Annotated in this window: 14 protein-coding genes; 2 read left to right on the top strand and 12 right to left on the bottom strand. The window is 55.9% G+C overall.

Features of this window, described 5'->3' with window-relative positions:
* Positions 1 to 21 precede the first annotated feature (21 nt).
* From nlpD to cysG, 12 genes are all read right to left on the bottom strand, one after another.
* Entirely contained in the window at positions 22 to 1,146 is a 1,125-nt protein-coding gene (gene nlpD, locus C1N58_RS01665) for a murein hydrolase activator NlpD (RefSeq protein WP_033739535.1), read from the bottom strand.
* A gap of 164 nt (positions 1,147 to 1,310) precedes the next feature.
* Entirely contained in the window at positions 1,311 to 1,937 is a 627-nt protein-coding gene (locus tag C1N58_RS01660; protein WP_006120730.1) for a protein-L-isoaspartate(D-aspartate) O-methyltransferase, read from the bottom strand.
* Positions 1,931 to 2,692: a 5'/3'-nucleotidase SurE gene (gene surE, locus C1N58_RS01655; protein WP_006120731.1), complete on the bottom strand. Its 762-nt coding sequence runs from the start codon at positions 2,690 to 2,692 to the stop codon at positions 1,931 to 1,933. Before surE ends, C1N58_RS01660 begins: the two co-directional genes overlap by 7 nt.
* A 267-nt stretch (positions 2,693 to 2,959) precedes the next feature.
* Complete coding sequence (gene truD, locus C1N58_RS01650; RefSeq protein WP_394564515.1) at positions 2,960 to 4,000, bottom strand: tRNA pseudouridine(13) synthase TruD; 1,041 nt, start codon at positions 3,998 to 4,000, stop codon at positions 2,960 to 2,962.
* Positions 3,997 to 4,479 (bottom strand): 2-C-methyl-D-erythritol 2,4-cyclodiphosphate synthase, encoded by a 483-nt coding sequence (gene ispF, locus C1N58_RS01645; protein ID WP_006120733.1) that lies wholly within the window; start codon positions 4,477 to 4,479, stop codon positions 3,997 to 3,999. The genes truD and ispF overlap by 4 nt, the downstream gene beginning before the upstream one ends.
* On the bottom strand, positions 4,479 to 5,195 hold the full coding sequence (gene ispD / locus C1N58_RS01640) for a 2-C-methyl-D-erythritol 4-phosphate cytidylyltransferase (RefSeq protein WP_006120734.1): 717 nt from the start codon (positions 5,193 to 5,195) through the stop codon (positions 4,479 to 4,481). The genes ispF and ispD overlap by 1 nt, the downstream gene beginning before the upstream one ends.
* A gap of 3 nt (positions 5,196 to 5,198) precedes the next feature.
* Positions 5,199 to 5,516 (bottom strand): cell division protein FtsB, encoded by a 318-nt coding sequence (gene ftsB / locus C1N58_RS01635; RefSeq protein WP_006120735.1) that lies wholly within the window; start codon positions 5,514 to 5,516, stop codon positions 5,199 to 5,201.
* A 169-nt stretch (positions 5,517 to 5,685) separates the two neighbouring features.
* Positions 5,686 to 6,006 (bottom strand): DUF3561 family protein, encoded by a 321-nt coding sequence (locus C1N58_RS01630; protein WP_006120736.1) that lies wholly within the window; start codon positions 6,004 to 6,006, stop codon positions 5,686 to 5,688.
* 55 nt (positions 6,007 to 6,061) lie between these two features.
* The gene (cysC, locus tag C1N58_RS01625; RefSeq protein ID WP_033739539.1) at positions 6,062 to 6,667 is read right to left on the bottom strand and encodes an adenylyl-sulfate kinase; all 606 of its coding nucleotides are present in this window, start codon (positions 6,665 to 6,667) and stop codon (positions 6,062 to 6,064) included.
* Entirely contained in the window at positions 6,667 to 8,094 is a 1,428-nt protein-coding gene (cysN, locus tag C1N58_RS01620; protein ID WP_033739540.1) for a sulfate adenylyltransferase subunit CysN, read from the bottom strand. Before cysN ends, cysC begins: the two co-directional genes overlap by 1 nt.
* Before the next feature lie 11 nt (positions 8,095 to 8,105).
* On the bottom strand, positions 8,106 to 9,014 hold the full coding sequence (gene cysD, locus C1N58_RS01615; protein WP_006120739.1) for a sulfate adenylyltransferase subunit CysD: 909 nt from the start codon (positions 9,012 to 9,014) through the stop codon (positions 8,106 to 8,108).
* A gap of 11 nt (positions 9,015 to 9,025) precedes the next feature.
* Entirely contained in the window at positions 9,026 to 10,441 is a 1,416-nt protein-coding gene (cysG, locus tag C1N58_RS01610) for a siroheme synthase CysG (protein ID WP_033739542.1), read from the bottom strand.
* Positions 10,442 to 10,692: 251 nt separating this feature from the next.
* Here cysG and C1N58_RS01605 point away from each other — a divergent pair, with 251 nt between their 5' ends.
* Both C1N58_RS01605 and C1N58_RS01600 read left to right on the top strand, forming a co-directional pair.
* Positions 10,693 to 11,703 (top strand): aminopeptidase, encoded by a 1,011-nt coding sequence (locus C1N58_RS01605; RefSeq protein WP_006120741.1) that lies wholly within the window; start codon positions 10,693 to 10,695, stop codon positions 11,701 to 11,703.
* Between the two features lie 9 nt (positions 11,704 to 11,712).
* Positions 11,713 to 11,997 (top strand): YciI family protein, encoded by a 285-nt coding sequence (locus C1N58_RS01600; RefSeq protein WP_033739545.1) that lies wholly within the window; start codon positions 11,713 to 11,715, stop codon positions 11,995 to 11,997.
* Positions 11,998 to 12,010: the final 13 nt, after the last annotated feature.

The following is a 12,010-nucleotide window of genomic DNA, read 5'->3' as shown; positions in this document are numbered from 1 at the left end:
ACTCCAGAGGACTCTGCCGGATTATCGCTGCGGTAAATAACGCAACGGGTTTACGGATTTCCCCTTGTAACGAATTTCAAAGTGTAATCTAACTGAACTGGTTCCGGTGCTACCCATGGTAGCGATCTTTTGCCCAGCCTTAACTTCCTGTTGTTCCCGGACCAGCATTGTATCGTTGTGGGCGTAGGCACTCAGGTAATCATCATTGTGTTTGATGATGATTAAATTACCGTAACCACGAAGCGCGTTGCCTGCATAAACCACCCTTCCTGAAGCAGTGGCCACAACCGGCTGTCCGCGCGAACCTGCGATATCGATCCCTTTGTTACCACCCTCGGTGGCAGAGAAGTTATCGATGATCTTACCTTCGGTCGGCCAACGCCAGCTTCCAACAGGCGTTGAACTGTTTGTTGTACTGCTCACCGTCGGTGGTGCGGTAACGGCTGGAGCTGTTGTCGTTGCAACATTTGCTCCCTTCGAAGGCAACAATTTACTGCCATTCGAGTTACCTGAATCATCAGAATACGTAATAACAGGCTGCTGTGCAACAGGGGCCTGTTTTATTTGTGGTGCGGTGACGATGCCACTTTGTGATGCATCCGCCGCGGTAATCGCGTTGCCCCCGGTAATAGGCTGGCCGGAGCCGTTGTCGACCTGCAAGGTTTGCCCAACATTTAGGCTGTACGGTGGCTGTACGTTGTTGCGCTGCGCCAGATCGCGGAAGTCATTGCCGGTAATCCAGGCAATATAGAAGAGGGTATCGCCGCGTTTTACGGTGTACGTTTGTCCAGAATAGCTTCCTTTAGGAATATTCTGATAACTTCTGTTGTACACAATTCGCCCGTTCTGGGTTTCAACTTCATTACTTGTATTATTACCGGTACTAATGATTCCCGGCTTATTCTGCGGCACAGGCGTATTTCGGCTTAACATGCCGCCCTGCGATGGCATCGTCGGCACACCACTGGCAACAGGCGCAGTACCAGTGCTGGCCATATTACCGTTATCATTCATGCTGCTGCCGTCGCCGATATTACTTATTGGCGCTTGTGTATTGTCGCCTGAACTACAGCCTGCCAGCCAAAAACTCACCAGTGAAAGCGCCGCCAGACGGCGTAACTGAAAAATTGTGCTTCCCGTGCTCATTAATCCCCCGTGGTGGCAACCTTTAAAAACTGACTTTCTCTTTTCACCAGCACATTACACTGTGTGGCACGTTAAACGCTGTATTTTCGTTGAACTGACTGGATAGTAACAATATCAACTACCGTGTGCCATGAAACAGTTATTAAGAAATGCTAACACGGTCATCAGGCCAGATCGCCCTGAACCAGCGGGACGAAACGCACCGGCTCAATCGTTTCCTCGGTGATTTCACCGCCGCGTCGGCGCAGGCGTTTAAGCACCTGCTGCTCTTCACCGACAGGTAGCACCATAATGCCACCTTCTGCCAGTTGTGCTATCAGCGCAGTCGGAATTTCGGGGGGCGCCGCCGTCACAATAATGGCATCGAAAGGCCCGCGCGAGGGCCAGCCCTGCCAGCCATCACCGTGGCGGGTAGAGACGTTATGTAAATCGAGCTGTTTCAGACGGCGCTTTGCATGCCACTGCAGACCTTTGATGCGTTCGACAGAGTAAACATGCTCAACCAGATGAGCCAGAATCGCGGTCTGATAACCAGAACCGGTCCCGATTTCCAGAACACGCGAGTGCACATCGAGCTCCAGCAGGGCGGTCATCCGCGCCACCATATAGGGCTGTGAAATCGTCTGGCCTGAGCCGATGGGGAGCGCCATGTTATCCCAGGCTTTGTGCTCAAAGGCCTCATCGATAAAGCGCTCACGCGGCACGTCGGCGATGGCTTTTAACAGGTGTTCGTCATGAATCCCCTGTTGACGCAGTTGCGCCAACAGTGTCTCGATACGCCGACTCACCATACCAGGTTTACCTCAGCGTTATCCAGCCAGCGACTCAGCACGTCCTGAGCCTTGTGCGCGGTGAGATCAACATGCAGCGCGGTGACGGACACATAACCTTCATCCACGGCGGCAAAATCAGTATCAGGGCCGGCATCCAGTTTTTCGCCCGGTGGTCCTATCCAGTACAGCGGATTGCCGCGCGGATCGGTTTGGGCAATCACCTGATCGGCCGGATGCCGACTGCCACAGCGCGTCACGCGAATGCCTTTCACCTCCGCCAGCGGCAGATCGGGCACATTGATGTTCAGTATGCGTCCGGTGCGCAGCGGCTCACGACTCAGCGCTTTTAACAGCGCACAGGTTACCGCCGCCGCAGTGGCATAGTGCTCGTGACCATTGAGCGAAACCGCAATGGCGGGCAAACCCAGATGACGTCCCTCCATGGCCGCGGCCACCGTGCCGGAATAGATAACGTCATCACCCAGATTAGGGCCGGCATTGATCCCCGAGACCACAATATCGGGTCGGGGTTGCATCAGTGCGTTTACGCCCAAATACACGCAATCGGTGGGCGTGCCCATTTGCACCGCAATGTCCCCGTTTTCATGGGTAAAAGTGCGCAACGGGGTTTCCAGCGTCAATGAGTTGGAGGCACCACTGCGATTGCGATCCGGTGCCACCACCTGCACCTCGGCAAATTGACGCAAAGCCTTTGCCAGCGTCTGAATACCAGGCGCATGGATGCCATCATCGTTGCTGAGCAATATCCGCATTTAATTCTGACCTTTTCTGTTCAACCGGGTCGCCGTAATAAGGACCTGTTTTGAAGCATGGCAACAGGTTATGACTGGACAGCGACTTTTGCATTCTAGCGGTGAGCGAGAGGAAGTGGTAGACGAAAATAAAACGCACAGACAGGAAAAAGGTAACACATTTGCTTGAAAGGAAAGATTTCGTGCGATGCTGGCCCCCTGCTACGCCGCCCATCGTGTACGCCAGCGCGTCCCTCACCCGCGCGACTGACCAGGTGAGGACGTGGCTTATTCGTCAGGTAAATCCGCTGTGTCGTCAGTGATGACCAGCTCTCTGACCACGCTGGTGGCAAAGCTGCCCGCCGGTAACCAGAACTGCAACGTCAGGGTGGCGTCATCCAGCCACTGCCAGTGCAAATCGCGCGGCACCACCAGCATGGCACGCCGGCTGGCCTCCACCCGTTCACGCACCAGCAGCGCGCGCAGTTCTACCGCATCCGCCAGACAGTGCTCTTCGAACGCCAGCGCGTCGCCCTGTGGCCCCGCCTCGCCTTTTCCGGGCAAGGGTGCCGTGATACGCAACGCATGCTGATCCACGCGCGCCTGCAACGCCTCCCTTTCCTCGGGCTGGGCGACAAACCAACTGCCACGCCCGGTAAGCTGCAATGCATCCCCGTTCATGACCTGAGTCAGGCTACCCTGCTGCTGCAAACGCAGACTGTTGACCTGATTGAATAACGCACTGCGTGCAGCAGAGAGCATCAGGCCACGTTTATTGCGGTCACGTATCTGGATTTCCTGACGCGCCAGTTTCAACGCCGTCTGCAGATTGTTGCCGTTGCGCCCAAAGCGTTGCTCGCCAAAATAATTAGGCACACCGTGTTCACGAATCTGCTTAAGGCGGGCCTCGACGTCATCGCGCTGGCTGACCTGTCGTATGGTCAACCGAAAGGCGTTTCCGGCCAGCGCGCCGACGCGCAATTTGCGCTTATGACGCACAACCTCAAGGATTTCGACACCTTCTGATGCAAAGCCTGTCAGGTTGGGCATCGCATTGCCCGGCACACGGAAGCAGAGTGTTTGCTCGGTCACGGCGTGGCGGTCTTTCATGCCGGCATAACTGAGGTCGCGGGCAGGAATTTTCATAAATTTTGCCAAGGCTTCGGCAACAAAACGCGTATTGGCACCCGTTTTACGAATGCGCACCAGCACATGCTCACCTTCACCGTCAGGGCGATACCCCAAGTCTTCCTTCACCTCGAAGTCTTCCGGGCGGGCTTTAATTACGCCCGTCGCGCCAGGCACACCGTGGAGGTACTGCAACGTCATGCCGACTCCGTTTTCAGCAGCAACGCGACCGCTTCACAGGCAATGCCTTCGCCGCGTCCGGTGAACCCGAGCTTTTCCGTCGTGGTGGCTTTAACGTTCACCTGGTCCATATGGCAACCCAGATCCTCAGCAATATTGATGCGCATCTGGGGTACATGCGGCAGCATTTTAGGTGCCTGAGCGATAATCGTGACGTCCACGTTACCGATGCGATAGCCTTTCGCCGCAATACGGCGCCAGGCTTCCCGCAGCAAACCGCGGCTGTCTGCGCCTTTGAACGCCGGATCGGTATCCGGGAACAGCTTGCCTATATCGCCCATTGCCACCGCGCCCAGTAAGGCATCGGTCAGAGCATGCAGTGCCACGTCGCCATCCGAATGGGCGATAAAACCATACTCAAATGGAATTCGCACACCGCCAATCACCAGCGGACCTTCTCCACCGAAAGCGTGAACGTCAAAACCGTGACCGATACGCATCATGCGCTCTCCTTTGACTGAATCTGACTAAGATAAAAAGCCGCCAGGGCTAAGTCTTCCGGGCGGGTAACTTTAATGTTATCGCTGCGACCTGTGACCAGTTCAGGATGGTAGCCACAATATTCCAGTGCCGAGGCTTCATCGGTAATGATCGCGCCCTCGTTCAAGGCGCGGGTCAGGCAGGCGGTAAGGAGCGCGTGGGGAAAAAGTTGCGGCGTCAGGGCATGCCACAGATGGTCACGTTCGACCGTATGCGCAATCGCTGACTGGCCGGGTTCCCCCCGCTTCATGGTGTCACAGACCGGTGCCGCCAGAATGCCACCCGTTTTGCTCTTTCCTGGTAACTGCAGCAGGCGGTCCAGATCATCCGGATGCAGACACGGGCGCGCGGCATCGTGCACTAACACCCAGTGCGCGCCCTGCGCCGCCTGTAATCCCGCCAGCACCGACTCGGCACGCGTTTCGCCGCCGGTCACGCGCACAACACGCGGATCGCTGGCCAGCGGCAAACGGGCAAAGTGATTATCGTCAGGGCTTAACGCGACGATGACCTGAGAAACCGCAGGATGGGAGAACAGACGCGCAATACTGTGTTCCAGAAGTGTGTGCTGACCAATCGTCAGATACTGTTTGGGACAGGTTGCCTGCATGCGGCTGCCGATACCGGCAGCGGGCACCACGGCAATCACATCCGCAGAGTGGGACTGATTGTTCATGTTTTATCGTTGTTGGTTTTGCGCAGCTTGTTGCGCGTTGCGTTTGTTCTGGTCAGGCACCAGACGATAGAAGGTTTCACCCGGCTTAATCATGCCTAATTCACTGCGTGCGCGTTCCTCGATCGCTTCAGAGCCGCCATTGAGATCGTCAATTTCGGCAAACAGTTGATCGTTACGCATTTTAAGTTTGGCGTTTGTCGCCTTTTGTACCGCCACGTCATCGCTGACGCGCGTAAAATCATGGATACCATTCTTGCCTAACCACAAGGAATATTGCAGCCAGCCAAGCAGCACCAGTAGCAGTAACGTCAGTTTTCCCATCCCGCCCCCTAAAAACGGCTCAATCATCCCATAACTTTACTCAGGACTCCACACTGGCAGCGAAAATGCCTGCTAATGCCGTTCGCCTGAGCAAAAAAAGGAGAAGAATGAGAAGGCACAAGACCGGAAAACTTTTGTAACCTGCTGGTGCGTTTAGACATCAACGCCGTTACCAGCGTGACAGAAACAGGAACAGTATCCAGAACTGGAGGGCGACAGCGATAACGCATATCAGGGAGGTCCATATCCATTGCCCACGCAGCCAGGTACTCAGTACCATGCCCGTCAGGACGGAAACCGGAAACAGCGCCAGGAAAAAGGGCCACGTGTAGAGAAAGAAAAACAGCGTACTGGAGCCGTACAACAGGAAAGGAATGGCCAGCGCACACCAGTAACATACGAAACCAATGATACCACCCGGTAACACCGAACGCGGTTCATCAGGCGTACGTGAGTCTTTGCGTGCCAGCATGGGGGTTATATTCTGCATAAATATCCTGTCAACGCGAAGGCGGCAAAACGGAATGCGCTCTGCCGCTGTCTGTTCAGGAACTGATAATATCGCGCTGGCGCAGCAGATCTAATAATTGGGGCGTCAGTTTTGTAACCAATTGTTCCCCATTAAGCCGGATTTCTGGCTGTTCCGGCGCTTCATAAACGCTGTCTATACCGGTGAAATTTCGCAATTCGCCCGCGCGGGCTTTTTTGTATAACCCTTTCGGGTCGCGCGCTTCACAGACTGCCAACGGTGTATCGACATAAACCTCAATAAACCGGCCTTCATCCAGCAGATCACGCACCATTTGACGCTCGGCCCGATGCGGTGAGATAAACGCGGTCAGCACCACTAACCCCGCATCCACCATCAGTTTTGCGACTTCGCCTACCCGGCGGATATTCTCTTTACGATCGGCATCGCTAAAGCCCAGATCGCGGCACAGGCCATGACGCACGTTGTCGCCGTCCAGCAGATAGGTGCTGACGCCTATGCGGTGCAACGCCTGTTCCAGCGCGCCAGCCACGGTGGATTTTCCCGACCCCGAAAGGCCGGTGAACCACAGCACCACGCCCTGATGGCCGTGCTGCTGTTCACGCGCATCGCGCGTGACGGGATGGTCATGCCATACGACATTTTCATCATGCCGGGCCATTACTGACCGCCCAGCAGATCGCGTGCATTCCAGTGCGGGAAATGACGACGAACCAGCGCATTCAGTTCCAGTTCAAACGCACTAAATTCACCGTGCTGCTGGGGGTTATCGGCCAGCGGCTCATGAATAAGCCCTGCCCCGACGGTCACATTACTCAGACGATCGATGATAATCATTCCGCCGGTGACCGGGTTATCCTGATAGCTGTCGAGCACCAGCGGTTCGTCAAAGGTAAACGTCACCAGACCAATGCCATTCAGCGGCAGGCTGTCCGCCTCGCGTTTTTCCAGCGAGTTAATCTCAACCTGATGAATGACCTTTTCAACACGACCGCGCGCTTTTTTGCCCGCAATTTTTACATCGTAACTTTGCCCGGCCTGTAACGGCTGCTCTGCCATCCACACCACATCGACGGTGGCTGACTGAACCGCACGCAGTTCCGCGCTTGCCTCCACGAGCAGATCGCCACGACTGATATCAATCTCATCATTGAGAACCAGCGTAATGGCTTCACCCGCGCCCGCCTCCTGCAAATCGCCATCAAAAGTCACGATACGGGCAACAGTCGATTCAACGCCGGAGGGCAGCACTTTAACCCGCTGGCCCACCTTTACGGTCCCGGACGCGAGCGTACCGGCATAACCCCGGAAATCAAGATTGGGACGGTTGACGTACTGCACCGGAAACCGCATTGGCTGATGATCGACGACTGCGTTCAGCTCCACCGTTTCCAGCACGTCCAGTAAGGTCGGACCGGTGTACCAGGGCATGCTTTGACTCTGTGAGGCGACGTTTTCGCCTTCCAGCGCCGACATCGGCACGAAACGAATATCCAGGTCGTCGGGCAGTTGTCCGGCAAAATCGAGATAATCCTGTTTGATCTGCTCGAACACAGACTGCTGATAGTCCACCAGATCCATTTTGTTGATCGCCACGACCAGATGCTTGATTCCCAGCAGAGTGGAAATGAAGCTGTGGCGGCGGGTCTGGTCCAGCACGCCTTTACGGGCGTCGATCAGCAGAATAGCCAGATCGCAGGTCGATGCCCCCGTCGCCATATTGCGGGTGTACTGCTCATGCCCCGGCGTGTCGGCAATGATGAATTTGCGCTTCTCGGTAGAGAAATAGCGGTAAGCGACGTCAATGGTGATGCCCTGCTCACGCTCGGCTTGCAGGCCATCCACCAGCAGGGCCAGATCCAGTTTTTCGCCCTGCGTACCATGACGTTTACTGTCACTTTGTAATGACGACAGCTGATCTTCGTAGATTTGTCGGGTGTCGTGCAGCAGGCGACCGATCAGCGTACTTTTCCCATCGTCCACGCTGCCGCAGGTCAGAAAACGCAGCAGGCTTTTGTATTGTTGTGCGGTCAGCCAGGCTTCAACGCCGCCCTGTTCGGCAATTTGTTGTGCAATTACGGTATTCATCTGGCGTCTCCTTAGAAATAACCCTGACGTTTTTTCAGTTCCATCGAACCGGACTGATCGCGGTCAATCACCCGGCCCTGACGCTCGCTGGTGGTCGAAACCAGCATCTCTTCAATAATCTCAGGCAAGGTTTGCGCTTCAGATTCCACCGCACCGGTGAGCGGCCAGCATCCCAGGGTACGGAAACGCACCATGCGCTGTTTAATCACTTCACCTGGCTGAAGGTTGATACGGTCGTCATCGATCATCATCAGCATGCCGTCACGTTCCAGTACCGGACGCGGCGCGGCAAGATAGAGCGGAACAATCTCAATGTTTTCCAGGAAGATGTACTGCCAGATATCCAGCTCGGTCCAGTTTGACAGCGGGAAAACACGGATGCTCTCGCCTTTGTTAATCTGGCCGTTATAGTTGTGCCACAATTCCGGGCGCTGGTTTTTCGGGTCCCAGCGATGAAAACGGTCACGGAATGAGTAGATACGCTCTTTAGCGCGTGACTTCTCTTCATCACGGCGCGCGCCACCAAAGGCCGCATCGAAACCGTACTTGTTCAGGGCCTGCTTCAGACCTTCGGTTTTCATGATGTCGGTGTGTTTGGCACTGCCGTGCACAAAGGGATTAATGCCCATCGCCACGCCTTCCGGGTTGCGATGCACCAGCAGTTCGGCCCCCATCGCTTTTACGGTGCGATCGCGGAATTCGTACATCTCACGAAACTTCCAGCCGGTATCGACATGCAGCAACGGGAAGGGCAGCGTACCCGGATAGAAGGCTTTGCGTGCCAGATGCAGCATCACAGAAGAATCCTTGCCGATAGAATACATCATGACCGGATTGCCAAATTCGGCTGCCACTTCACGGATGATATGGATACTCTCTGCCTCCAGTTGGCGCAGATGAGTGAGTCGTTTTTGATCCATCGTTTTTCCTCTCAAGCCAGATTGACAACGGCGGACTCACGAGCCCCCTGCTGTGCCGAATGCTGAAACCAGGCAAGTTGCCCGTGTAAATTAACCACTTCCCCAATCACCAGCAGGGCCGGGGAAGGCGCTGACGCTGCCAGCGTTTCAAGATGTTCAAGCGTGCCGGTCAGAACCTGTTGGTCGGACCGGGTGCCGCGGCCAATTACCGCCACCGGCGTCGACGCCGCGCGTCCATGGAGAATAAGCTGTCGACTGATTTCGGCGGCCTTCATCGCACCCATATAAATCGCCAGCGTTTGTCGCGCGCGCGCCAGGGACGGCCAGTCAATGTCATCACTGTCCGGCCGACAGTGACCGGTAATAAACAGAACGCTCTGCGCGTAATCACGGTGCGTCAGCGGGATACCGGCGTAGGCGGTTGCGCCAGCGGCAGCGGTAACGCCAGGCACGACCTGGAACGGAATGCCCGCCTGCTGGGCGGCCTGTAACTCTTCGCCGCCGCGGCCGAAGATAAACGGATCGCCGCCTTTCAACCGCACCACGCGCTTGCCTTTCTGCGCCAGCTGCACCATCAGTTGGTTGATTTCGTCCTGCGGTAACAGATGCGCGCTGGCACGCTTGCCCACGCAGATACGGTCGGCATCGCGTCGAACCAGATCCAGCACCTCTTCACTGACCAGATGGTCATAGAGCACCACATCGGCCAGTTGCATCACCTGCAGCCCGCGCAGCGTCAGCAGACCGCTGTCGCCCGGCCCGGCACCGACAAGGATAATCTCGCCCTGCCGGGGCGGCTGATCGCCCAGTTCGCTGTCCAGCGTCGCTTTGGCGGCCTCAACATCGCCTGTTGCCATCTGACTGGCAAAGCGGCCGTTAAAGATCCGTTCCCAGTAGCGGCGGCGATCGGACATGCGACTGAAGCGGGCTTTGACTTTGTCACGCCACTGCCCCGCCAGCTCGGCCATCTGGCCCAGATGAGACGGCAGCAACGTTTCCAGCTTTTCACGTAACATGCGGGCAAGGACCGGTGCCGTCCCGCTGGAGGAGATCGCCACCACCAGCGGTGAGCGGTCTACGATGGAGGGGAAAATAAAACTGCATTTCGGCTGATCGTCGACGACATTGACCAGTTTATGGCGGGCATTGGCCTCGTCATAAACCTGCGCATTCAGCGCGTTATCGTCGGTCGCGGCAATGACCAGAAACACCTTGTCTAGCTGTGCAGGCTCAAAAGCCGTCGCCAGCCATTCAAGCTGCTGTTCATCCAGTAAGGTTTGTAACTCCGGGCACAGCTCGCGTGAGGCAATCTGAATGCGCGCCCCCGCCCGACGCAGCAATTCAATCTTGCGCGCCGCGATATCTCCCCCGCCCACGACCAGTACAGGTCGACCCGCGAGATCGGCAAAAAGAGGCAAATAATCCACGTTAACCCTGGTGTTGTTACGATGCGTTATCGCGACTATACGTTCCCTGGTGAATTGAGATGAAATTACGAATTGGAATGAGATGTTACCGAATGGAATAACGCTAAAGAAAAGCTCAGAACAAAATGTGCTTAGCGGATGATCCTACAGGCCTTTCAGGACGATTCAAATTGTGTAATGAGCATCACAGTTTCATACTAGGCCACAAAAAATGCCCCTCCTTTTTAGGAATAAGCCACAAGGAACCCGACATGCTTGCCTTTCTCCGCCTGGCCGCACTGCTTGGTGGCAGCGTGATCTTCAGCGCTCAGGCCCTGACCGACCTCACAGGACACTTCGCCGAACAGCAGGTCCGTCATATCTCAACGTACTTTCCCGGTCGCATGAGCGGCAGCCCGGCCGAGTTGATGGCGGCGGAATACCTGCAACATCAGTTTACGGCCCTGGGGTTTGAAACCAATACCCGACAGTTCAATACGGGTTACACATGGCAGGAACGTGATGGCACATCACGCTGGCGCAAGCTTACCGCGACCTCGGTGATCGCCGCACGGGAAGGCAGCGCCCCACAGGAAATTCTGGTGATTGCCAGCCTGGATACCTGGATTCCACTCAGCGACAATGAGCAGGCGCGCGGCCTGGGTGGCCTGCGTTTGCAAGGCGTGGATGATAATGCTTCCGGATTAGGCGTGATGCTGGAACTGGCTAAGCAGTTAAGCCATAAGCCGCTTCATTACGGGGTGCGCTTTGTGGCGCTCAGCGCCAGCGAATCCCATCTGCATGGCATGGACGATTATGTGGCGCGCATGAGCGAGAAAGAGAAGAAGAATACGCTGCTGGTAATCGATCTCAACAGTTTGATTACGGGCGACCACCTCTATTTCAACAGCGGTATGAACACGCCGCGTGCCGTACGCAAACAGACCAGCGAACGCGCCCTGCTGCTGGCGCGTCGTTTTGGCATTTCCGCCGCCAGTCGTCAGCTCACGAAAAATGACTTTCACGGTGTCAATCCTTTCGATGCGGCAGGTTTTCCCTTACTGGATGTCACCGCCAGAAACTGGAACGCAGGCAGCAAAGACGGCGACCAACAGCGCCGCCGTTCCCGGCATTTCCCTGACGGTACCACCTGGCATCAGACCGACCGCGACAATCTGGATTTCCTGGATCACTGGCTGCCCGGTCGTATCAGTCTGCGCACCCATGACAGTGTGAAAGTCCTGCTGCCGTTACTGAGTGAACTAACCAACCCCAAAGTGTGAGGAGCTACGATGTACATCGTTTACCTGAACTATTTCCGCCCGATTGAGGACGTCGAGGCCCTGCTGGCTCCGCACATTACGTGGCTGGATCAGCATTTTAACAGCGGCGACTTTATCGCTGCGGGCCGAAAGGATCCGCGTACCGGTGGCATGATTATGGTCAAAGCAATGCCGCGCGCCCGGTTAGATCACATTCTGGCGGACGATCCTTTCGTTGCGGTGGCCCATTACGAGGTCACTAACGTCAACATCACGCGCGCAGCCGATGAAGTCGCGGTCCTCAAAGGTTATTAGCGCGTCAGTGTGA

The sequence above is a fragment of the Pantoea sp. SGAir0180 genome, assembly GCF_043546245.1.
Note: the sequence above shows the minus strand (reverse complement) of the source record. Positions and strands in the feature narration are given on the sequence as shown.

What these genes read in the sequence shown, in the direction of transcription:
- C1N58_RS01630 (WP_006120736.1), bottom strand. Translation starts at nt 6,006, where the DNA reads ATGCAGAATATAACCCCCATGCTGGCACGCAAAGACTCACGTACGCCT.
- ispD (WP_006120734.1), bottom strand. Translation starts at nt 5,195, where the DNA reads ATGAACAATCAGTCCCACTCTGCGGATGTGATTGCCGTGGTGCCCGCT.
- truD (WP_394564515.1), bottom strand. Translation starts at nt 4,000, where the DNA reads ATGACGTTGCAGTACCTCCACGGTGTGCCTGGCGCGACGGGCGTAATT.
- C1N58_RS01605 (WP_006120741.1), top strand. Translation starts at nt 10,693, where the DNA reads ATGCTTGCCTTTCTCCGCCTGGCCGCACTGCTTGGTGGCAGCGTGATC.
- nlpD (WP_033739535.1), bottom strand. Translation starts at nt 1,146, where the DNA reads ATGAGCACGGGAAGCACAATTTTTCAGTTACGCCGTCTGGCGGCGCTT.
- cysD (WP_006120739.1), bottom strand. Translation starts at nt 9,014, where the DNA reads ATGGATCAAAAACGACTCACTCATCTGCGCCAACTGGAGGCAGAGAGT.
- C1N58_RS01600 (WP_033739545.1), top strand. Translation starts at nt 11,713, where the DNA reads ATGTACATCGTTTACCTGAACTATTTCCGCCCGATTGAGGACGTCGAG.
- C1N58_RS01660 (WP_006120730.1), bottom strand. Translation starts at nt 1,937, where the DNA reads ATGGTGAGTCGGCGTATCGAGACACTGTTGGCGCAACTGCGTCAACAG.
- cysC (WP_033739539.1), bottom strand. Translation starts at nt 6,667, where the DNA reads ATGGCCCGGCATGATGAAAATGTCGTATGGCATGACCATCCCGTCACG.
- ftsB (WP_006120735.1), bottom strand. Translation starts at nt 5,516, where the DNA reads ATGGGAAAACTGACGTTACTGCTACTGGTGCTGCTTGGCTGGCTGCAA.
- surE (WP_006120731.1), bottom strand. Translation starts at nt 2,692, where the DNA reads ATGCGGATATTGCTCAGCAACGATGATGGCATCCATGCGCCTGGTATT.
- cysN (WP_033739540.1), bottom strand. Translation starts at nt 8,094, where the DNA reads ATGAATACCGTAATTGCACAACAAATTGCCGAACAGGGCGGCGTTGAA.
- ispF (WP_006120733.1), bottom strand. Translation starts at nt 4,479, where the DNA reads ATGCGTATCGGTCACGGTTTTGACGTTCACGCTTTCGGTGGAGAAGGT.